This window comes from Bacillus hominis, assembly GCF_018332515.1.
Lineage (GTDB): Bacteria > Bacillota > Bacilli > Bacillales > Bacillaceae_G > Bacillus_A > Bacillus_A hominis.
The window spans coordinates 1-397 of the sequence record NZ_BOQD01000392.1 but is presented as its reverse complement, the minus strand read 5'-3'; the positions used below and the strand labels follow the sequence as shown (position 1 = coordinate 397).

Genomic DNA, 397 nt, shown 5'->3' with positions numbered 1-397 from the left:
GCTTCAGAAGTATTCATAACACGAATATTTTTCTTATCTTTTAATTGCGCAATTGCAAAACAAAGCCCTACATGCTCATGGGCATTATCCGCCTTCCAAATGGTAATCGGTGTTTCATTCGGAATTGAATGTAGCTCTTCTAAAGTTTCTATAAATCTTGGTAAATATTCTTCTTCAAAATAACTATCATAAGTGGTTAAATTGTTTAATAACCATCGCTGCCTTGCGAGTTGTCCTTTATTCGTATGTAATTGATGTATCGGTCCAATTGAAAAGAATTCAGCGAATGAAACAACACTCTCCTCAAATAGTTCTTCTTGACTTAACATATGTTTTAAACATCCGCCTGTTGATTCATCAAAAGTGATATGAATATGTGTACTTTCTTTTACATTTA

Annotated in this window: 1 protein-coding gene; it reads right to left on the bottom strand. The window is 33.0% G+C overall.

All coding sequences use genetic code 11. From position 1 onward, the window contains the following. The coding region (locus tag KI356_RS25470; RefSeq protein WP_212936830.1) for a DUF1835 domain-containing protein at positions 1-397 on the bottom strand (397 nt) is incomplete at both ends.